The sequence below is a fragment of the Cupriavidus sp. 94F1 genome, from assembly GCF_057798875.1.
Genome location: NZ_JBYOJT010000008.1, coordinates 142478 through 164970, shown reverse-complemented (window position 1 = coordinate 164970; position 22493 = coordinate 142478). Strand labels below are relative to the sequence as shown.

The window sequence follows — 22493 nt, the reverse complement described above, 5'->3', positions numbered from 1 at the left end:
TCTCCTCGTTTCATCTTCGTCTTGTCGTTCAAATCAGTAGCCCAGGTAGTCGGGCAGCCAGGTGGCCAGCGGCGGATAAGCCAGCACCATCAGCATGGCGATGAACATCGCCAGCAGCATCCAGATCACCCAGGGCACCGTTTCTTCCATGCGCACGCGGGCGATACGGCACGACACCATCAGGTTCACGGCCAGCGGCGGCGTGAACTGGCCCAGCGCCACTTTCAGCGTCAGCACCACGCCAAACCATACCGGGTTCCAGTGGAAGGCATTGGCGATGGGCAGCAGCAGCGGCACGAAGATCAGGAAGATCGAGATGCCGTCCAGGAACATGCCCACCGTCATCAGCAGCAGCACGATCAGCGCCAGCACGCCGTATTCGCCCAGGCCAGAATGCGCAATGGCGTTGGCCAGCGGGTCGATCACGCCCAGCGTGGACAGCGCGTAGGCAAAGATGCCGGCCAGCGCCACCACCAGAAGGATCACGGCCGACGTTTCGGCCGCTTCCTGGAAGATGGTGAACAGGTCGCGCATGCCAATGCTGCGGTAGATCACCATGCCGACGAACAGGCCGTACACCACCGCCACCACGGCGGCCTCGGTGGGCGTGAACCAGCCCGCGCGCATGCCACCCAGGATCAGGAACGGCGCCACCAGCCCCCACGCGGCCTCGCGCAGGCTCTTCCAGAACGGCGGGCGCGGCAGCGCAGCCTCGATATGCCCCATGTTGTGCTTGCGCGCCAGCCACACGGCCGGCACGATCAGCGCCACGCCGGCCAGGATGCCCGGGACCATGCCGGCCGCGAACAGCGCCGGCACCGACGCGCCCGGCACCAGCACGCTATAGATGATGAAGGCCACCGAAGGCGGAATCAGGATGTCCGTGGCCGCCGCCGCGCCCACCACCGCCGCGCTGTACGAACCCGGATACCCGGCGCGCGACATCGCCGCGATCATCACGCCGCCCACGGCGGCCGCGTTGGCGGGGCCCGAGCCGGAAATCCCGCCCAGGAACATCGCCACCAGGATGGCCACCAGCGGCAGCATGCCCGGCCCACGCCCGACGATGGCGATGGCAAAGGTCACCAGCCGCTGCGCCACGCCGGAGCGGTCGAAGATCGACCCCACCAGCACGAACATCGGAATCGCCAGCAGCGGATACTTGGCCAGCCCGGCATAGAAGTTCTGCGGCACGGCCAGCAGGCCGAACATCTGCGTGTCCAGGTTCGACAGGCCGATGGCCACCAGGCCGCCCAGCCCCAGCGACACGCCGATCGGCACGCCCAACAGCATCAGGCCGATGAACACCACGAAGAGAATGATGGCAACCAGCGTCATTGCGGCTGGCCTCCATCCTTGTTCGCTGCATGGAGGGCCTTCAGCGCGCGCACGTTGCGCAGGGCCAGCGCCAGCGCGCGCAGCGCGATGGCGCCCGACAGCACGGGCAGCCAGATCGAATACCACCAGCTTGGCACGCCGATGCCCGGCGAGGTCTCGCCGAACGCGTATTCATCCCAGGTAATCCGCGCGCCGAGCACCGCCAGCGCCAGGAACATCACCGCCACGGCCAGGGCCGACAGGACGGCGAGCCGCTTCTGGCGCGCCGCGCTGCCCCGCTCGAAGAAATACTCGATACGGATATTGCGGTCGCGCGCCACGGCGGCGCTGCCGGCCACCAGCGCCAGCACGATCATCAGGAAGACCGAGAATTCCTCGGTCCACGCGAACGATTCGTCGGTGAAATAGCGGACCACCACGTTGGCAAACGTGATGGCCACCAGCAACACCATCACCATGACGCCAACCCAGTCCTCGATACGCGGTGAAATGCGGAATTCGCTGTCGCGCGCCTCGTCGGCGGCTTCGGGAACGATCACCGAATCGACGACGTGCTGCGGCCCGGCGTCGCGCCGTGCCTGTTCTTCTTGAGCCATCAAAACCCGGCCTCCGGTTCCGGGCCGCCTCTGGCCAGTTGGCCGTCCGAGACGTTTCTCCTGTTGCTTATTCTTCTAGGCCCACCCCCGCCCCAAAAGGGTCAGCGGTCAGACCATGCCATCGTCGGCAGTGACCACCGCGCCATTGATAAAGCGCGATGCATCGGACGCCAGCAGCAGCAAGAGGCCATCGAGGTCTTCGGGTTGGCCCAGGCGCTTGCGCGGCAGCATCTGGATCAGCTTCTGCCCCGCGTCGGTATCCCAGTGGTGGTGGTTGATTTCGGTGTCGATATAGCCCGGGCAGATCGCGTTCACGTTGATACCGTGACGCGCCCACTCCAGAGCCATGGCCTTGGTCATGTGGACCACGGCGGCCTTGCTCATGCAGTAGACACCAATCTGCGACAGTACCTTGAGACCGGCCACTGACGCAATATTGATAATGCGTGCCTGCGGCAGCGGATTGCCCGTCTTCTCGGCGCCCTTGGCCCGCGCGATCATGCGCTTGGCCACTTCCTGGGCCACGAAGAACGCACCGCGCGTGTTGGTATCGAAGACGAAATCGAAGTCGTCGGCCGTGACATCGGTGAGCTTCTGCGTGGTGGACACGCCCGAGTTGTTCACCAGGATATCGATGGAGCCGGCCTCGGTTTCGGCGTGCGCCACGGCGGCGCGGATGCTGTCGGGGTCGGTCACGTCCAGCCGCACCACGTGCGCGCTGCCGCCATCGGCCTCGATCGCTGCCCGCAACTCCTTGAGTCGCTCCACGCGGCGCGAGGCCAGGATGACCTTGGCACCGGCCGCAGCCAGAACATGGGAAAACCGCGTACCCAGTCCGCTCGACGCCCCGGTCACCAGCGCGACCTTGCCTTCCAGATTGATCGACAAACCCATAGTTACCTCGGTGTGGGAGCAGCCGCGCCGGCCCGGCACGGCCCGCTGTTCCGCATCGCGGGCGCCTGGCAAGGCACCTGCCGATATACGGCCGCAGCTTATCAAAAAAAAGAACGGTCGTTCAAAAAAATGTCTTGCCTGAGGGTGTCGAGTCCCGGACAATGCCGGAGATTCTAAGAACTTGGTCCCCAAAGGGAAAGAGGAAAAACGCCTAGATCCGGCCCGGTCACCCGCCGATAGCCAGGTCAGCGCGCATGCCGCGCCGCGCCCGCATCGGGCAGGCGCGTGCCGCCATACGTCGAACCCGCCTCGCACCCCCGGACGGCCCAGGTTCCGCAGAGCCACGATTACCGCATCCCACAATCCGCACGCCTGGAGAGGGCTGCACCATGCGGCAGTATTGCCGCCCAGAAGAAACTGAGGGTAAGAGACAATGGATCAGCAACAGCTCGTCGAGCAGTTCGGCCCGCGCGAAGCCATGGAATATGACGTGGTCATCGTCGGCGGCGGTCCCGCCGGCCTGGCCACCGCCATCCGCCTGAAGCAGCTTGCCGCGGAAAAAGGCGGCGACGTCAATGTGTGCGTGCTGGAAAAGGGCTCGGAGCCCGGCGCGCATATCCTGTCGGGCGCGATCATGGACCCGATCGCGCTGAACGAGCTGATCCCGAACTGGAAGGAACTGGGCGCCCCGCTGAACCAGCCCGTCACCGAGGACAAGTTCCTGTTCCTGGACGAATCCGGCTCCAAGGCTGCCCCGCTGCTGCCCGAGTGCTTCCACAACGAAGGCAACTACATCGTCAGCCTGTCGAACTTCGTGCGCTGGCTGGGCCAGCAGGCCGAATCGCTGGGCGTGGAAATCTTCCCGGGCTTTCCGGCAGCCGAGGTGCTCTACAACGACGACGGTTCGGTCAAGGGCGTGGCCACCGGCAACATGGGCATCAACAAGGAAGGCGAGCCTACCGAGAACTTCCAGCTTGGCATGGAACTGCATGCCAGGTACACGATCTTCGCCGAAGGCGCGCGTGGCCACCTGGGCAAGCAGCTCATCGCGAAGTACCAGCTCGACGCCGGCCGCGATCCGCAGAGCTACGGCATCGGCCTGAAGGAACTGTGGGAAATCGATCCGGCCAAGCACAAGCCCGGTCTGGTGGTGCACACGGCCGGCTGGCCGCTCGATCCGGCCACGTACGGCGGTTCGTTCCTCTATCACATGGAAGATGGCAAGGTCGCCGTCGGCTTCGTGGTGGGTCTGGACTACACCAACCCGTGGCTGTCGCCGTTCGAGGAATTCCAGCGATTCAAGACCCATCCGGAAATCCGCCAGTATTTCGAAGGCGGCAAGCGCATCGGCTATGGCGCCCGTGCCATCACGGCTGGCGGCCTGCTGTCGCTGCCCAAGACCGTGTTCCCGGGTGGCGCGCTGGTTGGCTGCGATGCCGGCTATCTGAACGCATCGCGCATCAAGGGCAGCCACGCCGCGATCAAGACCGGCATGATGGCCGCCGAAGCCGCCTATGACGCGCTGCAAGCCGGCCGCCAGCACGACGAACTGACGGCCTATCCGGCGGCTTTCGAGCAGAGCTGGCTGCACAAGGAACTGCTGCAGGCCAAGAACTTCAAGCAATGGTTCAAGAAGGGCCGCACCACGGCCACGCTGATGACCGGCATCGAGCAGTGGCTGCTGCCGAAGCTCGGCATCCGCAACCCGCCCTGGACCATCCACCGCACCAAGCCGGACCACGTGTACCTGAAGCCGGCCGCCGAGTGCCAGAAGATCGAGTATCCGAAGCCGGACGGCAAGCTCACGTTCGACCGCCTGTCGTCGGTGTTCATCAGCAACACTAACCACGAAGAAAACCAGCCCGCTCACCTGACGCTCAAGGACGCCAGCGTGCCGGTGAACGTCAACTGGGACAAGTTTGCCGGCCCCGAGTCGCGCTACTGCCCGGCCGGCGTGTACGAATTCGTGCAGAACGACGATGGCAAGGAACGCCTGCAGATCAACGCGCAGAACTGCGTGCACTGCAAGACCTGCGACATCAAGGACCCGACGCAGAACATCGTCTGGGTCACGCCGGAAGGTGGTGGCGGCCCGAACTACGTGGGCATGTAAGCCGCTGCGCCCCCGCGCAGTCACGGAGAACGCCGGCCAGTGGCCGGCGTTTCGCTTTGCGCACCGCCGGATCAGACCGGCATGCAGGTCGTGGCCAGCAGCTGCTCGTAGATAAAGCACTGCAGCAGCGTCAGCTCGCGCTCGCCCAGCGCGTCGAACGCCACGCCGAACGCGGGGAACTCCTCATCTTCCTGCCCCGGCGCACTGCGCACCGTGGCATCGATCAGGACTTCGGCGTCCAGCGCGCCGGTGCGCAACTGGAAGCGCAGCCGCACCTTCTGTCCCACCGCTGGGGCTGGGGACGACGTCTGCACCAGCGCGCCGCCGGTGCTGAGGTCGGACAGCAGTCCCAGCCGCGCCAGGCCCTCGCCCATGCGCTGGTCGACGGTCAGATCGGGGACGGTCTGGCCGGGGGCGTTGTCGATACCGTTGCCAGCGTCGCCGCCGTGGCCACCTTCGTCCGCCTCGGCACCCGCCTCATCGGCATCGACCAGATAGGCCGCCAGCCGCGTGGGGACGCGCGCGGCGCGGCGCACCGGCATCTGCTCCGTCTGGGCCGGCGCCGACAGAACCAGGTATCGGAACGGGCTGCGGCATACCGCCGTGACCGTCGACGTGAAACTGTGGATGGCGTGCCCGGAGAATCCGCGCAGCAGCAGGTCTTCGCCGGCACGCACGGCCAGTTCGCGCCCGCCCAGCGTCGGCCAGGTGACAAACAGCCCCTGTTCGATAAAGCCGATCAGGCGGCTTGCGGCGGCCCGCGACTGCTCTCCCGGGGTCTTCACGTGCAGCAGCGTTCCCACCTGCAGGCCCAGCGGTCCTGCGCTCAGGCGCGTGCCGGCCAGGGCGTCGGGCTCGTTGCCGGCTTCGGGCATGTCGTCAGGCCGGCAAACCGTGCCGTGCCGGAACATCAGCGCCAGATCGCGGGCATCTGGAATGATGCTGCCGCTGCCCAGCATCAGGTTGCCCTGTCCGTCCAGCAAGGACCAGGGAAGCGGCTGCCCAACGGGCAGGTCTTGCGGCGTAAGCGGAATCATGGCGTAGCGGACTCTCCATGAAACGCGCCGGCACACGGTGCGCCGACGCGAGGAAATCGTGACGGACCGTTGCCTGCCATCACCTGTGACGGACACACCGATCCTGATGCGTCAGCTATCGACCAATGTGACAGAACCTTGACCCCCACCTTGGGGGCGTTCGCTTTCGAGACCGTTTATGTGCCGTCACCGTCATTCGGCCACCGGCAGGTGAATCGCCGCTTGACGGCCGTCATTCGACCTTGCAGAATCAGCGTTCGACGAAAAGCTGTCAGACAGCCTGACAGCATACCGGATCAACATGGATCGCCTGCCTCGCCCCGCTTCGCTTGCCAGCCGCATCGCCCAGACCTTGCGCGACGACATTGCCGCCGGACGCTTTGCCGCCGGCGCGCGCCTGCCAGCCGAGGCGGCGCTGGCCGATGCATTCGATGTCAGCCGGCCCATCGTGCGCGAGGCCATTGCCCTGCTCAAGGCCGACGGCGTGCTGATCACGCGCAAGGGCTCCGGCGCCTATGTGTCCGAGACGCCCGGCGGCCAGGTCTGGCGCGTGGCCAGCACGCCGGACGGCGGCCCCACCCTGGCGCAACTGTTCGAACTGCGGCGGGTCGTGGAAACGGCCTGCGCTGAAATGGCGGCGCTGCGCCGGACCGACGCCGATTTGCGGCGGATCCGCGACGCCCTGGCCAGCATGCAGCGCCACGGCGCCGATTTCCCCAGTGCGGCGGCGGCCGACATCGCGTTTCATCACGCCATCGCGCAGGCCGCCCATAACCCGTGTTTCACGGGCCTGACCGACTTCGTCAGCCAGCAGCTGCTGGTGGCGCGCCAGCACGCATGGGAAAACAGCGCCCGGCTCCACGCTGCCCAGGGGGCGCCGCGTGCCGCCGACGCCGAACATGCGGCACTGGTCGATGCCATCGCCGCCAGCAACCCCGAAGCCGCGCGCGCCGCCGCATCCGCCCACCTAAGCGCCGCTGCGCAACGGATGGGCCTCGACTGAACACCAGACATCGGAAAAGACCGAACAAGGAGCAGACAGATGGAAAACGTGGATTGCGTCGTGATTGGCGCCGGTGTGGTGGGCCTGGCCGTGGCACGCGCGCTGGCGCAGCAGGGCCGCGAGGTCATCATCCTCGAAGCCGAAAACGCGTTCGGCACGATCACCAGCGCCCGCAACAGCGAAGTCATTCATGCCGGCATCTACTATCCCGCCGGCTCGCTCAAGGCCGAGCTATGCGTGCGCGGCAAAGCCATGCTGTATGACTATTGCGCCAGCCACCACGTGACGCACCAGCGTTGCGGCAAGCTGATCGTCGCCACCAGCGAGGCCCAGGTGGCCACGCTGGCCGGCATCCGTGCCAAGGCCGAGGCCAATGGCGTGCATGACCTGCACCTGCTGACGCGCGACGAAGCGCGCGCCCTGGAGCCCCAGCTCGAATGCCATGCCGCCCTGCTGTCGCCATCGACCGGCATCATCGACAGCCACGGCCTGATGACCGCCCTGCTGGGCGATGCCGAACAGGCCGGCGCGATGCTGGCCGTGCAGTCGCCCGTGGCATCGGGCGCCGTCACGCCCGATGGCATTCGGCTGGAAGTGGCCGGAGAAGATGGCGAAACGACGCTGCTGGCCCGCACGGTGGTCAACTCGGCGGGCCTGACCGCGCCCGAACTGGCGCGCCGCATCGACGGCATTCCGCCCGAGCACATTCCTGGCCAGTTCTACGCCAAGGGCTGCTATTTCACGTTGGCTGGCCGGGCGCCGTTCTCGCGCCTGATCTACCCGGTGCCCGAAGCCGCCGGCCTGGGTGTACACCTGACGCTGGACCTGGGCGGTCAGGCGCGCTTTGGCCCCAATGTGCGCTGGATCGACGAGATCGAATACAGCGTGCCACCGCACGACGCCGACAGCTTCTATGACGAGGTGCGCCGCTACTGGCCGGCCCTGGCCGATGGCGCCCTGCAGCCGGGCTACGCTGGTATCCGCCCGAAGATCAGCGGCCCGGGCGAGACCGCCGCCGATTTCCGCATCGACGGCCCACAGGTGCATGGCGTACCGGGACTGGTCAATCTGTTCGGGATCGAATCGCCAGGGCTGACGTCGTCGCTGGCGATTGCCGAGAAAGTGGCCGGATTGCTGGCCTAGGCCTGCGTCGCAGCTTCCGGGTGGGCCTCCGGGCGTTCATCCCGGAAGCTCATCGCGGCGCAGCCGGCCCCAAGGGCCGCGGCCAGCGCCGCCAGGCCGAACGTGTGCATCGGCGCCAGCGTCTTCCACGTCCACCCCATGACCAGGCCGCCGAGCGTGCCTCCCAGACCGTAGGAAATGCCTGTATAGAGTGCCTGCCCGCGCCCTTGCAGCGGCCCGGCGAACCAACGCTGCAGCCGCTTGAGGCTGGCGCTGTGGTGCGCGGCAAACGTGGCCGCATGCAGGACCTGCACGGCCGCCATCAGCCAGGCGTACTGCGCGAAGTATCCGGTCACCCCGAAACGCAATGCCGCCAGCACGAAGGTGCCCGCCAGGATCGTGCGCAGTGCCAGCGCGCCAAACAGCCGCCCCTGATAGAAAAAGAACACGATCTCGGCCACCACGCCGATGGTCCACATCACGCCAATGGCGATCTTGCTATAGCCCAGTTGCTCCAGGTACAGCGAATAGAACACGTAGAGCGCCGCGTGGGCGAACATCATCAGGAAGGCCGACGCCAGGAACCACGCCACGTCGGGGCGGCGCAGCAGCGGCAACGCCGGGGGCGGCTTCACGCGCGGACCTTCGTCTTCGGCATCGCGCAGCCCGAAGACCACCACGGCGAACAGCGCCAGCATCGCACTGGCCAGCCATGGGAAAGCCGGCATGCCGAAGTGTTCGAACAGCGCGCCGCCCAGCAGCACGGCCGCGATAAACCCCACCGAGCCGAACATGCGCACGCGGCCATAGCGGTGGTCGAACGCGCCATGGCGGCGCAGCGTGGAAATCGTCAGCGCATCGCCCAATGGCGACATGGCACTGGTAATCAGGTTGAGCCCGATCATCATCGCCATCATGCCGCCATAACTGTGGACGCCGGGCACGGCCAGAAACGCCAGCAGCGACGCGACGGCCGCCAGCCGCAGCAGCTTCACGCGCGTATGGGTAACGTCCGACAGCCAGCCCCACAGATACGGCCCGACGATGCGGCTTAGCTGGAAGCAGGCCATCAGCACGCCGATCTGCACCGGCGAGAAGCCGCGATCGGCGAAGAACAGGCTGACATACGGCGAGATGACGCCGACGTAGCCGTAGTAGCCGAGGTAGAAAAGTCCGAAACGGAGATAGGTGGCCGGGTCGATCGACCGCGGCCGGTATGAGGCGGTACTCAGGATTTGGCCTGCGCCGCGATGCGCGGGGTCTCCACGCGCACGTCGCCGCACTGGGCGCGGTGGCGCAGCGCGTGATCCATCAGCACCAGCGCCAGCATCGCTTCGGCAATCGGCGTGGCACGGATGCCCACGCACGGGTCGTGGCGGCCGAACGTCTCGACGCTGGCCGACTGGCCGGCCTTGTCGATCGATTCCCGCGCGGTGCGGATGCTCGACGTCGGCTTGATCGCCAGCGACACGGTCACGTCCTGCCCGGTGGAGATGCCACCCAGCACGCCGCCCGCATTGTTGGTGCGGAAGCCCTCTGGCGTCAGTTCGTCGCCATGCACGGTGCCGCGCTGCGCCACGCTGTCGAAGCCGGCGCCAATCTCCACGCCCTTGACCGCGTTGATGCCCATCATCGCGTGCGCGATATCGGCGTCGAGCTTGTCGAACAACGGCTCCCCCAGGCCCACCGGCACGCCGCTGGCCACGACCTCGATGCGCGCGCCGACGGAATCGCCATCGCGGCGCAGCGCATCCATATAGGTTTCCAGCTCGGGCACGATGTCGGCATTCGGCGCGAAGAACGGGTTCTCCGGCACATGCTTCCAGTCAGTGAAGGGCACCTCGATTTCGCCGAGCTGCGACATGTAGCCCCGGATCTCGGTGCCGTACTGCTCGCGCAGCCACTTCCTGGCGATGGCCGCCGCGGCCACCACCGGCGCCGTCAGGCGCGCCGACGAACGGCCGCCGCCGCGATAGTCGCGGATGCCGTACTTGTGCCAGTAGGTGTAGTCGGCGTGGCCCGGGCGGAACGTCTCGACGATATTGCCGTAGTCCTTGCTGCGCTGATCGGTATTGCGGATCAGCAGGCAGATCGGCGTGCCCGTGGTCTTGCCTTCGAACACCCCCGACAGGATTTCCACCTGGTCCGGCTCCTGGCGCTGCGTCACATGGCGCGACGTGCCGGGCTTGCGGCGGTCCAGATCGATCTGGATGTCGGCTTCGGTCAGCGACATGCCCGGCGGGCAGCCATCCACAACCGCGCCAATGGCCGGTCCGTGCGATTCGCCGAACGTGGTGACTGTGAAAAGCAGGCCGAGGGTATTGCCAGACATGGTTGAAATGCGCAGGAATTGGGGGACGGGCTACATTGTACGGCCATTAGCGTCCGGACAGACGCCTCGGCGGCGGCATGCGGCGCCGGACGCCGGCCTGACGCCGGTCCCGACGCCAACTCACGCGCTTGCGGCGGCGGTGGCCCCAATGCCGGCCGCCGGCTGGCCGAAATCCGGTGCGAACACGCCGCTGCCCACGAAATCGGGATAAAACTGCGCCCGCATGCGTGCCAGGTAGGCCTGCAGGTTGGCGTGCGACTGCGCGGCGGCCCGGATCGGGGTCTCGAACACCGGCGACTGGAGGCTGGCCGCAAACGCGAACAGGGTGGCGTCGGCGCCGCATGGCCGGTCGCCCATCAGATACGGCTTGTCGCCCAGGATGTCGACCACGGCCTGCACGCCCTGCACCGCGATCGCGGTCATGTCGTCCACGCTATGGCGCCCCAGGCCCTGCGACCACAGCATCTGGCGCACGCGGCGCTTGACCAGCGCCTTGACCATGCCGCGCAGCGGCCCGGGCACCACGTTGAAGAATTGCGCCGGCCCGCGCTCGAAGTTGTCGCCTTCCAGCCAGCGCACGCGCGCCACGGCCCAGTAGAGGTTGTCCTCGAGCAGCTTTTCCACCGCCCAGGCCGCGCCGCGCTCGGCCGGCGTCAGCCCCTCGTCGAAATCCACGTGGTAGGTCTTTTCGATATGCCAGCGGATCAGCGTCGAATCGGCCACCTGCCGCCCCATGTCGTCCAGGTACGGCAGCTTGCCCTTGGGCGCCCGGCGCACGTTGCCGCGCCGTGTCTGGTAGGGCAGACCGGCCAGCTTCAGCAGCATCTCGGCCTTGATGACGAACGGGCTGGCGTCGGGCAACCCAAACGCGGGACCAAACGTGAACAGGGTGATCATCGTTATTTCCAGTCGCCGCGCAGGGCAAGCACCATCTGTTGCAGACTTTCGGGGGTGGCTGACTCCGGTGGCACCGGCTCGCCTACCACCAGTTCGAGCTTGCTCAGCAGGCCGCGCCGGAACGGCCGGGTCATGGCCGGCGCGCCCTTGCGCGAGAAGAAGCTGCCCCACAGACCACGCAGCGCCATCGGCACCACCGGCACCGGCGTGCGCTGGATGATCTGCGTGACCCCGGTCTTGAACGGGTTGATCTCGCCCGTGGCCGTGATCTTGCCCTCAGGGAAGATGCAGACCAGTTCGCCGTCTTCCAGCGCGGCTGCCACGGCGTCGTAGGCGCGCGCCAGCAGTGCGGGGTTCTCGCGCGCCGGCGCAATTGGAATGGCCTTGGCCTGGCGGAAAAACCACGACAGCCCCGGCACCTTGAATATATTGTGATCCATCACGAAGCGCACCGGACGCGGACTGGCCGCCATCAGCACCACGGCATCGGCAAAGCTCACGTGATTGCAGACCAGTACGGCGGCGCCCGCTTCCGGAATCCGCTCGGCATTCACGCGGCGCAGCCGGTAGATCGTATGCACGAGCAGCCAGGCGATGAAGCGCAGCAGGAACTCGGGCACCAGCGTATAGATATAGATGGCCACCACGGCATTGAGCAGCCCCACCACCAGGAACAGCTGCGGGATCGAATAGCCGGCCTGCGTCATGAACACGCCCAGCAGCGACGCGGCGATCATGAAGAAGCTGTTCAGGATGTTGTTGGCGGCGATGATACGTGCCCGGTGCGTCGGCGCCGAGCGGCTCTGGATCAACGCATAGAGCGGCACGCTGTAGAAGCCGCCGAACATCGCCACGCAGAACAGGTCCATCAGAACCCGCCAGTGGCCCGGCTGCGCCAGGAAGCCGCCCACGCCGCTGAGCGTGCCGCTCGTGGCATGGCCATGCGTGGCGAAATAGAGATCCACCGCGAACACCGTCATGCCGATCGACCCGAACGGCACAAGGCCGATTTCCACATGGCGCCCCGACAGCCGCTCGCACAGCAGCGACCCGATGCCGATGCCGACCGAGAACACGGCCAGCAGCAGCGTGACCACGTTCTGGTCGCCGCCCAGCACATCCTTGGCGAAGCTGAAGAACGAGGTCAGGAACGTGGCGCCCAGGAACCAGAGCCAGGAAATGCCCAGCAGGCTCTGGAACACCACACGGCTCTGGCGCGCCAGGATCAGGTTGCGCCACGTCTCGGTAAACGGGTTCCAGTTGATGCGCAGGTCCGGCTGCGGCGCAAGAGACAGCGGCACACCCTGCGACACGGCCCGCCCGGCCAGCGCGATGACCACGCAGACCATGCCCACGTAGAGCGGCCCGACCACCTTGCCGTCGGCGCCGGTCAGGCCGGCCAGTTCGCCCCCCAGCAGCGTGCCCAGCAGGATGGCGACGAAGGTGCCCATTTCCACCAGCCCGTTGCCGCCCACCAGTTCGGTCTGGTCCAGATGCTGGGGCAGATAGGCGAACTTGACGGGCCCGAACAGCGTCGAGTGCAGCCCCATCAGGAACGTGCCCATGTAGAGCAGCGTGGCGCTGTGCAGGTAGAAGCCGGCCAGCCCCAGCAGCATGATGCCGATCTCCAGCGACTTCACCAGCCGGATCAGCCGCGATTTCTCGATCTTGTCGGCGATCTGCCCGCTGGTGGCCGAAAACAGCACGAACGGCGCGATGAAGATGGCGGAGATCAGAAAGGCGGCGCTATGTGGATCGACGCCGTCGAACAGCGCGGCGTGATAGGTGACCAGCGAGGTGAAGGCGACCTTGAAGACGTTGTCGTTCATGGCCCCCAGGAACTGCGTCCAGAAAAACGGGGCGAAACGGCGCACGCCAAGCAGGCGAAACTGGCTTTGTTGGCTCATCAATGGCAAACAGGAGTTGACCCCGGTGACCCGCCGGGGCATCAGTTCGCCGCCATCATGCCAGCAGCGGGCAGGATCGGCTATGGGGAGACGCTTAAATCAGACAAGTCTCACGCCGAAGGAAGTCCGATGCCAGGGCGGCACCGGACCGGGCATGGGCTCAGCGCGCGGGCTGTTCCTTTTCTTCCGGCCAGTCGCGGATGTACGCCTTGAGCATCTTGTTCTCGAAGCTCTGCTCTTCGACCACGGCCTTGGCCACGTCGTAGAACGAGATCACGCCCATCAGCGTGCGTTTTTCGAGTACCGGCAGGTAGCGGGTGTGGCGCTCGAGCATCATGCGGCGCACCTCGTTCACGTCGGTTTCGGGCGTGCAGGTCAGCGGCGCGTCGTCCATGACCTTGCGGATGCCCACGGGGCCCAGCGTGCCGTTGTTGGCGGCCAGCACCTCGATGATTTCGCGGAAGGTCAGCATGCCGACGAGGTCGCCGTACTCCATGACCACCAGCGAGCCGATGTCGTGCTCGGCCATGGTCTGGATCGCCTGCTGCAGCGGCGTATCCGGCGTGACGGTAAAGAGCGTGTTGCCCTTGATCTGCAGGATGTCGCTGACTTTCATGATGGTGTCTCCGGGGCTGCCTTGTATTGCAGGGTCTGTGGCGCAGGTTTGATGGCCGATGCTAGCCCAAACCGCCGTCTCAAGTAAAGCGAGCGCGGCCTCCAGAGGCCTGCCAGGCGGGCCCGTGGCCGCCGGGCGGCGGGAAAAACCCGGGCTGCCCCGTGTGGCGCATGGTGCTAGGATGCCGGTCGGAGACAACCACCCGCGGTCCGGCCAACCGGGCCCCTTCCCGCCATGTCCACATCGTCTGGCAGCCGCTTCGACACGCTGGCCCTGCACGCCGGCGCCGCGCCCGACCCCGCCACCGGGGCCCGCGCCACACCGATCCACCTGACTACGTCGTTCGTGTTCCGCGACAGCGAGCACGCGGCGTCGCTGTTCAACATGGAACGCGCCGGTCACGTCTATTCGCGCATCAGCAACCCCACCGTCGCCGTGTTCGAGGAACGCGTGGCCGCGCTGGAAAACGGCGCCGGGGCCATCGGCACGGCCTCTGGCCAGGCTGCGCTCCACCTGGCCGTGGCCACGCTGATGGGGGCCGGCTCGCATATCGTCGCGTCCACCGCGCTGTTTGGCGGCTCGCACAATCTGTTGCACTACACGCTGCGCCGTTTCGGCATCGAGACCACCTTCGTCAATCCGCGCGATATCGACGCCTGGCGCGCCGCCATCCGTCCGCAGACGAAGCTGCTGTTCGGCGAGACGCTGGGCAATCCGGGCCTGGACGTGCTCGATATCGCCACCGTGGCCCAGATCGGCCAGGACCACCGCATTCCGCTGCTGGTGGATTCCACGTTCACCACGCCCTACCTGCTGCGCCCGTTCGACCATGGCGCCGGCCTGCTCTACCACTCGGCCACCAAGTTCCTGGGCGGCCACGGCACCACCATCGGCGGCGTGCTGGCCGAAGGCGGCACGTTCGATTTCGAGGCCTCGGGCAAATTCCCGGAACTGTCCGAGCCGTACGAGGGCTTCCATAACATGGTGTTCACCGAGGAAAGCACGGTGGCGCCGTTCCTGCTGCGCGCCCGCCGCGAAGGGCTGCGCGACTTTGGCGCGTGCATGAATCCGATGGCCGCCTGGCAACTGCTGCAGGGCATCGAGACGCTGCCGCTGCGCATGAGCCGCCACGTCGACAACACGCGCCGCGTGGTGCAGTTCCTGGCCGGACACCCGATGGTGGAATCGGTGGCCTACCCCGAACTCGAATCGCACCCCGACCATGAATTGGCGAAACGGCTACTGCCACGCGGCTGCGGCGCGGTCTTCAGCTTCAACCTGAAGGCCGACCGCAAGGCCGGGCAACGCTTTATCGAAAGCCTGGCGTTGTTCTCGCACCTGGCCAACGTGGGCGATGCCCGCTCGCTGGTGATCCATCCGGCATCGACCACGCACTTCCGCATGGACGCCGCCGCGCTGAAAGCCGCCGGCATTGGCGAAGGTACGATCCGGCTGTCGATCGGCCTGGAAGATCCGGACGACCTGATCGACGATCTGAAACGCGGTCTCAAGGCCGCCGAAAAGGCCATGGGGGGCAAGGCGTAATGAAACTGACCGTCTCCGGCCACCCGGCCTATGCCTACACGGGCGGCAAGCCGTTCGACCCTGCCCTGCCCTGTGCCATCTTCGTCCACGGCGCCCAGAACGATCACAGCGTCTGGGGGCTGCAGACGCGCTGGTTCGCCAATCACGGCTTCTCGGTGCTGGCCGTGGACCTGCCCGGCCACAACCGCAGCGCGGGCGCGCCGCTGACCACCGTCGAAGACATGGCCGACTGGGTCATGGCATTGGCCGGCGCGGCCGGCGTCACGGCCCCGGCGCTGGTGTTCGGCCACAGCATGGGGTCGCTGATCGCGCTTGAATGCGCGGCCCGCCATCCACAGGCCGTGCGCGGCATCGGGCTGCTGGCCACCGCGTATCCGATGAAGGTATCCGACGCCCTGCTCGACGCCGCGCTGCACCGCGAAGGCGATGCCATCGCGATGGTCAACCAGTGGTCCATTTCCAGCCTGGCCAGCAAGCCGTCGTCGCCGGGGCCCGGCGCGTGGATGCATGGCGGCAGCCAGCGGCTGATGGAGCGCGTCAGCGCCCGCAACCCCGGCGCCCATGTGTTCCACACCGATTTCTCGGCCTGCAATGGCTATGCCCACGGCGACGAAGCCGCCGCGGCCGTGACCTGCCCGGCGCTGTTCATCGTCGGCAGCAAGGACATGATGACCTCGCCGAAGGCGGCCCAGGCGCTGGCCGGCAAGATGCCCAAGGCCCGCGTCGTGACGGTGCCGAGCGGCCACGCGATGATGGGCGAAAGACCGGACGAGGTGCTCGACGCGCTGGCCGCGTTTGCAAGGTCTACACTGTAGAAAGATGGGAAAAAGACCAAAAATCAGGAGACTGCGATGGCCCAGGTCCATGCCAAGGAATTCGCCAGCTTTGCCGATTTCTATCCGTACTACCTGAGCGAGCACCGCGACCGCACCTGCCGGCGGCTGCATTTCGCGGGTTCCACGCTGGCGCTGGCCTGCCTGGTCACGCTGGTGGTCACCGGCAACGCCTGGTGGCTGCTGGCGGCGCTGGTATCGGGCTATGCCTTTGCCTGGGTCGGGCATTTCGGCTTCGAGAAGAACCGCCCGGCCACCTTCCGGCACCCGTTCTACAGCCTGATGGGCGACTGGGTCATGTACGCCGATATCCTGCGCGGCAAGATCCCGTTCTGAATCCGGGCCTGCACGCGGGGCGTCGGCGGCGCGCTCAGCCCTGCCCGTGCCGGCCGGGCGGCACCGCCTGGATTGCCGGGCCGGCCGCTTCGTTGGCGGCCGCATTTGCGGTCTGCTGGCGAAACACGGCTTCCAGCGGCTGGTCCAGCTGCGGGTTGTCCAGGATGCCGCGCAGCACTTCCACGCCCTGCATCTGCTGCGCCAGCGCCGTGCGCGGCAGGCGCGCCATGTTCAGCACCAGCCGGTCGTGCAGCGTGCGCAGCGTGACCTGCGACGGATCGCACAGCAGCGCCCAGTGCGCCTGGCCATGGTCCTGCTGCAGCTTGCCCACCAGGTGCAGCGCCTTGAGCTTGGCCAGCAGCCCGGCCAGGTAGTCGGCCTCCACCCGCAGCTTGCGCCCCATGTCCAGTTCTCCCACGCTGCGCGGCACTTCCTCGCGGGCGCGGTACAGCACGTAGAGCACGCCCAGCGCGTCGAAGAACTCGCTGCCCGCGAACGTGCGGCGGCGCCAGTGGCCTTCGCGGATCACCGGCAGGTTCGCCGCGATGGTTGCGCCCAGCAGCGTCACCAGCCAGCTCACATACATCCACAGCAGGAACAGCGGCAGCACGGCAAACGTGCCGTAGACGGCCGTGTAGGTCGGAATATGGGTAATGAAATAGCCAAAGGCGCGCTTGGCCACTTCGAAGGCCACGGCGGCCACGATGCCGGCGAAGATCGCGTCGCGCCAGTCCACGTAGGCATACGGCACCGCCATGTAGAGGAAGGCAAAGGCCAGCGCGGTCAGGCCGATCGGTATCAGCCCGACCAGCAGGCTCATGCCGAAGGGCAGGTTGCCGACGTAGCCCATCGAGACCGAAATCAGGTACGAACTGACCGACAGGCTGCCGCCGATCAGCACCGGCCCCAGCGTCAGCACCGCCCAGAACACCAGTACCCGCTGCGCCAGCGGGCGGCGCCGCTTGACGCGCCAGATGGCGTTGAGCGCGTCTTCCACGGTCAGCATGGTCAGTACCGACGTCACCATCAGGCCGCCCAGGCCCAGGGCGGTGAGCCCGCGCGCGCTCTTGGAAAACTGCCCAAGGTAGCGCGACACCGAATCGCTGATATTGCCGCCCGGGATCAGGTTCTGGAACAGGAAGCCCTCGATCTGGCCGCGAAACTCGCGAAACACCGGGAACGCGGCCAGCAGCGCGAATGCCACGGTCAGCACGGGCACCACGGACAGGAACGTTGTAAATGTCAGGCTGGCGGCCACCTGGGGCAGCCGGTTTTCGCCGGCGCGGCGCAGCGCGTAGCGGGCCAGTGCGCGCACCTTCTGCAGGTTCCATTCCCTGCGCAGGCGGGCAATGCGGACGGCGGACATGCGGGGGCTTTCTCCGTGGATTTCAAATAAGGATGCGACGCCGGTCCATCGCTTGCGCGCCGGGCCAGGGGCGCCGGCATGGCCGGCACGGCATCGGGGGCGTCACTTCCGGCGGCGCCCCAACTATAATACGCGGATCGTCCCGCGGCGCCGATTCCGCTGATTCACGCCGATTCACGCCGATTCACGCTGATTCCACCGTTTGCGCCGTTTGCGCCGTTCTCCACCCTTATCCATGGCGCCGGCCCCTGCCGGTCCCTGCCCGGCGCGCCTGTCCCGCTCATGACCGACATCCTCGTCCTTTACTACAGCCGCCACGGCGCCACCCGCAGACTCGCCGAACTGATCGCCACCGGCATCGAGAGCGTCTCCGGCGCACAGGCCCGCCTGCGTACCGTGCCGCCCGTATCCACCGTCTGCGAGGCCACCGCGCCCGACATTCCGCCCGAAGGCGCGCCCTATGCGGAACTGCGCGACCTGGAGGAATGCGCCGGCCTGGCGCTGGGCAGCCCCACCCGCTTCGGCAACATGGCCGCGCCGATGAAGTATTTCCTTGATGGCACGGTCGCCCAGTGGCTGTCGGGCGCGCTGACGGGCAAGCCGGCCTGCGTGTTCACGTCGACCGGCAGCCTGCATGGCGGCCAGGAAACCACGCTGCTGTCGATGATGCTGCCGTTGCTGCACCACGGCATGGTGATCGTCGGCCTGCCCTATTCCGAGCCCGGCCTGATGACCACCACGGCCGGCGGCACGCCCTACGGCCCCAGCCACCACGCGCACGTCGACAACCACGGCCCGGTCACCGACCAGGAAGCCGCGCTGGCCACGGCCATGGGCCGCCGGCTGGCGCAGACGGCCCTGAAGCTGGCCGCACGATGAAGACGCCCGACGATCGCGCGCTGCACAGCCAGCCGCTCTGGCGCCTGAGCCTGGCCAGCCTGATCGCGCTGATCGCGCTGTGCATTGCCTGGGAATGGTTCCTGGCGCCGCTGCGCCCGGGCGGATCGTGGCTGGTCCTGAAGTGCGTGCTGCTGCTGCCGGTGCTGCGCGGCGTCTGGACACGCAACCGCTACACCATGCAGTGGTCGTCGATGCTGATCCTGCTGTACTTCACCGAGGGCATCGTGCGCGCCACCAGCGACCGCGCCCCGTCGTCGTGGCTGGCCTGGGGCGAGGTGGCCCTGACGCTGGTGTTCTTTGTCGCCACGATCCTGTACCTGCGGCCCTACAAGCGCCGCGCCAAGGCCATCGCCAAAACGTCCCAACCCTCCTGACTGCCATGACCGCCGTGCATTCCGACTCGTTCCTCGATCTCTGCCGCGCCGCCATCGGTCCGCAAAACGTGCTGACCGATGCGGCCGACAAGGCGCCATACCTGACCGACTGGCGCCGCCGCTATACCGGCGACGCGCTGGCCGTGCTGCGCCCCGGGACCACCGAGGAAGTGGCCGCCGTGATGCACGCCTGCCACGCGCACCGGCTGGCCGTGGTGCCGCAGGGGGGCAATACGGGCCTGTGCGGCGGCGCCACGCCCGGAGCTGGCGAATCCGCCGCGCAGGGCGTGGTGGTGCTGTCGCTGCAGCGCATGAACCGCGTGCGCCAGGTGGACCCGCTCAACAACACCATCACCGTGGAAGCCGGCGTGATCCTGCAGCAGTTGCAGGACGTGGCGCGCGAGCATGGGCGGCTGTTTCCGCTGTCGCTGGCGGCCGAGGGCAGCTGCACGATCGGCGGCAACCTGTCGACCAACGCGGGTGGCACGGCCGTGCTGCGCTATGGCAATACGCGCGAACTGTGCCTGGGGCTGGAGGTGGTCAACGTGCGCGGCGAGGTCTGGGACGGCCTGCGCGGCCTGCGCAAGGACAATACCGGCTACGACCTGCGCGACCTGTTCATCGGCGCCGAAGGCACGCTGGGCGTCATCACCGCCGCCGTGATGAAGCTGTTCCCGGCGCCGCGCGCCCGCGTGACGGCGCTGGCCGCGGTCAAGAGCCCGCGCGCCGCGCTGGCCCTGCTGGCCATCGCCCAGTCGCACGCCAGCGCCATGCTTACCGGCTTCGAACTGATGTCGGCCCTGTGTATCGACCTGGTGACCCGGCACTTTCCGCAGCTGCGCTATCCGTTCAGCGAGCACCATCCGCAACTGGTGCTGCTGGAACTGTCCGACAGCGAGAGCGAAGACCACGCCCGGCACATCTTCGAGACCATGATGGAAGCGGCCTTCGACGCCGGCGTGGTGACCGACGCGGTGGTGGCGGAATCGGTGCAGCAGTCGCGCGATTTCTGGAACCTGCGCGAGCATATTCCGCTGGCCCAGGTGGAGGAAGGCAAGAACGTCAAGCATGACATCGCCGTGCCGATCTCGCGCGTGGCCGATTTCATCGAGACCACCGACGCGCTGCTGCAGGACGCCTTCCCCGGATCGCGCATGGTCACGTTCGGGCACCTGGGCGACGGGAACCTGCACTACAACGTGTCGCCGCCGGTCGGTGTGGACAACGACCAGTTCCTCAAGCATCAGGACGCCATCAACCTGATCGTCCACAACAGCGTCCACGCCCACAACGGCTCGATCTCGGCCGAACACGGCCTGGGCCAGCTGAAGCTGGAGGAAAACCGCCGCTACAAGAGCGACGTCGAACTGGCCATGATGCGCGCGATCAAGCAGGCGCTGGACCCGCAGGGACTGATGAATCCGGGCAAGGTCGTGTGAGGGGAGATCGGCGCCCCTTTCTCCCTCCAACGGGAGGGGGGAGACATCGCCGGCTTCAATGCAGCACCGGTGCCGCGCCGTCCCCATCCGGCTCGCCAAACAGCTGCGCGCACACCGCCTGGCCTTCCTCGGTCAGCCGTGCCGTGCCGCGCCCGTCTTCCTCGATGACCGTGTCGACCAGTTCGGCGGCGCCCAGCTGGGTCAGCACGCGCCGCAGTACGCTCATCTGCACGCTGGCGCGCTTGCTCAGCCGGGCCAGGGACAGATCCTTGTCCGCGCCGCGCTGGCCGTGGTCCCACAGCGTCTTGAGGATCGCCCCCACCACGGGGTCCAGGGCATCGTCCTCGCCTTCCGGCATGTCGTCTGCTGCGTCGTTGGTCATGTCGTCTCCCTTTCTTGTAATGTCGCCACGAGCTTGCCCAGCGTGATCACGGCGGATTCCATGGCTTCGGACCACGCGCCGCTGTAGTTCAGGCGGATGCAGTTCGTGTAGGTGGGCACGGGCGAGAAGATATGCCCCGGCGCCACCGTGATGCGCCGCTCCAGCGCGGCGTGGTACAGCGCCATGGCGTCCACCTCTTCGGGCAGTTCCACCCACAGCACATAGCCGCCGGCCGGGCGCGACACGCGCGTGCCTGCCGGGAAAAAGCGCCGCACGGCGGCCGCCATGATGTTGGCCTGCTGGGCGTAGGCCTTGCGCACGCGGCGCAGGTGATAGTCGTAGCCATCGCGGCGCAGGAACTCGGCGATGGCCAGTTGCGGAATCGTCGAGGTGGTCAGCGTGTTCAGGAACTTGAGCCGCTCCACCTTCTCCCTGTAGCGCCCGGGCAGTGCCCAGCCAATGCGGTAGGCGTTGGTCAGCGTCTTCGAGAACGACGAGCAGTGCAGCACGATGCCGGCCGTGTCATAGGATTTCAGCGAAGTTGGATGGGCGTCGCCGTAGTACAGCTCGCCATAGACGTCGTTCTCGATGACGGGGATGTCGCGCTCGGTCAGCAGGGCCACCAGCGCCTGCTTGCGCGCGTCGGACATCTGGAAGCCCAGCGGATTCTGGAAGTTCGGCATGACCATGCAGGCGGCCACGGGCCGCTCGTCGATCAGCCGGGCCAGCGCCTGGACGTCGATGCCTTCCACGGGATCGGTGGCCACCTCCACGGCGCGCATGCCCAGCCGTTCGATGGCGTGCAGCATCGCGTAGTAGGTGGGCGACTCCACGGCAATCGTGTCGCCCGGCCTGGCCACGGCCTGCAGGCACAGGTTGATGGCCTCGGTCGCGCCAATCGTCACGACAACCTCGTTCGGATCGACCGTGTAGCCGTTTTCCAGGTAGCGGCGCGTGATCTGCCGGATCAGCTCGGGCGACCCCGGCGGCAGGTCATCGAGCACGCTCCAGGTGTCATAGCGTTTGCCGATGGCGTTGGCGTACTGGATGATGCGCTGCCACGGATACAGCTTCGGGTCGGGGTATGGCGAGCCCAGCGGCACGGCGTCGTCGGCGCGGATCGAGCGCAGCGTGGACAGCACCAGCGCGCTGACATCGACAGCCGACGGCCGCGCGGCCGGCCGCGAGGGCTGCAGGTCGATGGCCGGCTCGCCGGGCCGGGCGCGCACAAAGTAGCCCGACTGGGGCCGGCTTTCCAGGATGCCGCGCGATTCCAGCAGCAGATAGGCGCGGATGACCGTGGTGATGCTCAGCCGGTGGTGCTGGGCCGCCTGGCGCACTGACGGGATCTTTTCGCCGGGCAGCAGCACGCCCTGCTGCACCAGGGCCTCGATATCGGCCGCGAGCTTTTCGTACAGGGTTGCGGTTGCCAACGGGTCTTCGCCTTTACTGGAGGGTCCGGG

General features: G+C 67.0%; 21 protein-coding genes. 9 read left to right on the top strand and 12 right to left on the bottom strand.

The features are described 5' to 3' along the window. Positions 1-33: 33 nt before the first annotated feature. The 3 genes from AC3FJ6_RS20140 to AC3FJ6_RS20130 all read right to left on the bottom strand — a co-directional run bounded on the left by AC3FJ6_RS20140 (position 34) and on the right by AC3FJ6_RS20130 (position 2828). The gene (locus AC3FJ6_RS20140) at positions 34-1338 is read right to left on the bottom strand and encodes a TRAP transporter large permease (protein ID WP_194946531.1); all 1305 of its coding nucleotides are present in this window, start codon (positions 1336-1338) and stop codon (positions 34-36) included. Next, the gene (locus AC3FJ6_RS20135) at positions 1335-1934 is read right to left on the bottom strand and encodes a TRAP transporter small permease (protein WP_488773455.1); all 600 of its coding nucleotides are present in this window, start codon (positions 1932-1934) and stop codon (positions 1335-1337) included. Before AC3FJ6_RS20135 ends, AC3FJ6_RS20140 begins: the two co-directional genes overlap by 4 nt. 108 nt (positions 1935-2042) lie before the next feature. Continuing rightward, complete coding sequence (locus AC3FJ6_RS20130; protein ID WP_488773454.1) at positions 2043-2828, bottom strand: SDR family oxidoreductase; 786 nt, start codon at positions 2826-2828, stop codon at positions 2043-2045. A gap of 433 nt (positions 2829-3261) precedes the next feature. Between AC3FJ6_RS20130 and AC3FJ6_RS20125 the strand changes: the two genes are divergently transcribed. Then, positions 3262-4941: an electron transfer flavoprotein-ubiquinone oxidoreductase gene (locus AC3FJ6_RS20125; RefSeq protein WP_153948345.1), complete on the top strand. Its 1680-nt coding sequence runs from the start codon at positions 3262-3264 to the stop codon at positions 4939-4941. A 71-nt stretch (positions 4942-5012) separates the two neighbouring features. On the opposite strand, the gene AC3FJ6_RS20120 is transcribed toward AC3FJ6_RS20125, so the two are convergent. Then, positions 5013-5978 carry a flagellar brake protein gene (locus tag AC3FJ6_RS20120; RefSeq protein WP_488773453.1) on the bottom strand — a complete coding sequence of 322 codons (966 nt, stop codon included), beginning with the start codon at positions 5976-5978 and terminating at the stop codon, positions 5013-5015. A gap of 301 nt (positions 5979-6279) precedes the next feature. Between AC3FJ6_RS20120 and AC3FJ6_RS20115 the strand changes: the two genes are divergently transcribed. After that, positions 6280-6981 carry a FadR/GntR family transcriptional regulator gene (locus AC3FJ6_RS20115; RefSeq protein ID WP_488773452.1) on the top strand — a complete coding sequence of 234 codons (702 nt, stop codon included), beginning with the start codon at positions 6280-6282 and terminating at the stop codon, positions 6979-6981. A gap of 39 nt (positions 6982-7020) precedes the next feature. Beyond that, the gene (locus tag AC3FJ6_RS20110) at positions 7021-8124 is read left to right on the top strand and encodes an NAD(P)/FAD-dependent oxidoreductase (protein ID WP_488773451.1); all 1104 of its coding nucleotides are present in this window, start codon (positions 7021-7023) and stop codon (positions 8122-8124) included. Here the strand turns inward: AC3FJ6_RS20110 and AC3FJ6_RS20105 are convergent. The 5 genes from AC3FJ6_RS20105 to AC3FJ6_RS20085 form a co-directional block, all read right to left on the bottom strand. Continuing rightward, on the bottom strand, positions 8121-9386 hold the full coding sequence (locus tag AC3FJ6_RS20105; protein ID WP_488773450.1) for an MFS transporter: 1266 nt from the start codon (positions 9384-9386) through the stop codon (positions 8121-8123). The genes AC3FJ6_RS20110 and AC3FJ6_RS20105 overlap by 4 nt on opposite strands. Further along, entirely contained in the window at positions 9332-10435 is a 1104-nt protein-coding gene (gene aroC / locus AC3FJ6_RS20100; RefSeq protein WP_153948339.1) for a chorismate synthase, read from the bottom strand. Before aroC ends, AC3FJ6_RS20105 begins: the two co-directional genes overlap by 55 nt. Positions 10436-10555: 120 nt before the next feature. Further along, the gene (locus tag AC3FJ6_RS20095) at positions 10556-11332 is read right to left on the bottom strand and encodes a glutathione S-transferase family protein (RefSeq protein ID WP_488773449.1); all 777 of its coding nucleotides are present in this window, start codon (positions 11330-11332) and stop codon (positions 10556-10558) included. Between the two features lie 2 nt (positions 11333-11334). Then, positions 11335-13239, bottom strand: a complete 1905-nt coding sequence (locus AC3FJ6_RS20090) for an MFS transporter (protein WP_488773448.1) — start codon at positions 13237-13239, stop codon at positions 11335-11337. 160 nt (positions 13240-13399) lie between these two features. Continuing rightward, positions 13400-13855, bottom strand: coding sequence for a CBS domain-containing protein (locus AC3FJ6_RS20085; RefSeq protein ID WP_092595912.1), 456 nt, complete (start codon positions 13853-13855; stop codon positions 13400-13402). 234 nt (positions 13856-14089) lie between these two features. Between AC3FJ6_RS20085 and AC3FJ6_RS20080 the strand changes: the two genes are divergently transcribed. From AC3FJ6_RS20080 to AC3FJ6_RS20070, 3 genes are read left to right on the top strand one after another with little or no spacing between them, the layout of a single operon-like run. Further along, positions 14090-15400, top strand: coding sequence for an O-acetylhomoserine aminocarboxypropyltransferase (locus AC3FJ6_RS20080; protein ID WP_488773447.1), 1311 nt, complete (start codon positions 14090-14092; stop codon positions 15398-15400). Next, positions 15400-16215, top strand: coding sequence for an alpha/beta fold hydrolase (locus AC3FJ6_RS20075; RefSeq protein WP_488773446.1), 816 nt, complete (start codon positions 15400-15402; stop codon positions 16213-16215). Before AC3FJ6_RS20080 ends, AC3FJ6_RS20075 begins: the two co-directional genes overlap by 1 nt. Before the next feature lie 36 nt (positions 16216-16251). Continuing rightward, positions 16252-16569 carry an Mpo1-like protein gene (locus AC3FJ6_RS20070; protein WP_488773445.1) on the top strand — a complete coding sequence of 106 codons (318 nt, stop codon included), beginning with the start codon at positions 16252-16254 and terminating at the stop codon, positions 16567-16569. A gap of 34 nt (positions 16570-16603) precedes the next feature. Here AC3FJ6_RS20070 and AC3FJ6_RS20065 read toward each other — a convergent pair whose 3' ends face one another. Next, complete coding sequence (locus AC3FJ6_RS20065) at positions 16604-17935, bottom strand: YihY family inner membrane protein (RefSeq protein WP_488773444.1); 1332 nt, start codon at positions 17933-17935, stop codon at positions 16604-16606. Between the two features lie 282 nt (positions 17936-18217). Between AC3FJ6_RS20065 and wrbA the strand changes: the two genes are divergently transcribed. The 3 genes from wrbA to AC3FJ6_RS20050 are packed head-to-tail and all read left to right on the top strand — an operon-like array spanning position 18218 to position 20648. Further along, positions 18218-18814: an NAD(P)H:quinone oxidoreductase gene (wrbA, locus tag AC3FJ6_RS20060; protein WP_488773443.1), complete on the top strand. Its 597-nt coding sequence runs from the start codon at positions 18218-18220 to the stop codon at positions 18812-18814. Further along, complete coding sequence (locus AC3FJ6_RS20055; RefSeq protein WP_488773442.1) at positions 18811-19209, top strand: DUF2069 domain-containing protein; 399 nt, start codon at positions 18811-18813, stop codon at positions 19207-19209. Before wrbA ends, AC3FJ6_RS20055 begins: the two co-directional genes overlap by 4 nt. Positions 19210-19223: 14 nt before the next feature. Continuing rightward, on the top strand, positions 19224-20648 hold the full coding sequence (locus AC3FJ6_RS20050; RefSeq protein WP_488773477.1) for an FAD-binding oxidoreductase: 1425 nt from the start codon (positions 19224-19226) through the stop codon (positions 20646-20648). Between the two features lie 55 nt (positions 20649-20703). On the opposite strand, the gene AC3FJ6_RS20045 is transcribed toward AC3FJ6_RS20050, so the two are convergent. Both AC3FJ6_RS20045 and AC3FJ6_RS20040 read right to left on the bottom strand, forming a co-directional pair. After that, the gene (locus AC3FJ6_RS20045; protein WP_488773441.1) at positions 20704-21030 is read right to left on the bottom strand and encodes an ArsR family transcriptional regulator; all 327 of its coding nucleotides are present in this window, start codon (positions 21028-21030) and stop codon (positions 20704-20706) included. Further along, the gene (locus AC3FJ6_RS20040; protein ID WP_488773440.1) at positions 21027-22463 is read right to left on the bottom strand and encodes an aminotransferase-like domain-containing protein; all 1437 of its coding nucleotides are present in this window, start codon (positions 22461-22463) and stop codon (positions 21027-21029) included. Before AC3FJ6_RS20040 ends, AC3FJ6_RS20045 begins: the two co-directional genes overlap by 4 nt. Between the last annotated feature and the right edge of the window lie 30 nt (positions 22464-22493).